We start from the raw sequence: 255 nt of genomic DNA on the forward strand, positions 1-255 counted from the left end.
AGCCGGCCAGGTTCGACCGGCGCGTGGTGGGGCGGGAGCGGGCGCACTCCACGGGGGTGGAGTCGATGACCCACACCGGGTCCGTCCACAGGTCGGTGTCGGCGGCCAGCGCCCGGATCAGGCGCTTGACCAGCGGCAGGGCGGCGCGCAGACGCTTGTTGTAGCCGGACTGGCCGGGCAGGTACGGGAACGCCGCGGGCAGGGCGCGGGGCACGAACCGCAACCAGCGGGCCTCGGAGCGGACCCCGAGCAGGA

At 75.3% G+C, this 255-nt stretch carries 1 pseudogene; it reads right to left on the reverse strand.

What is annotated here, in order from left to right:
* A pseudogene (locus tag RM445_RS32210) lies at window positions 1-255 on the reverse strand (IS982 family transposase); the annotation flags it as partial.

The sequence above is a fragment of the Pseudonocardia charpentierae genome (assembly GCF_031845345.1).
Classification (GTDB): Bacteria; Actinomycetota; Actinomycetes; order Mycobacteriales; family Pseudonocardiaceae; genus Pseudonocardia; species Pseudonocardia charpentierae.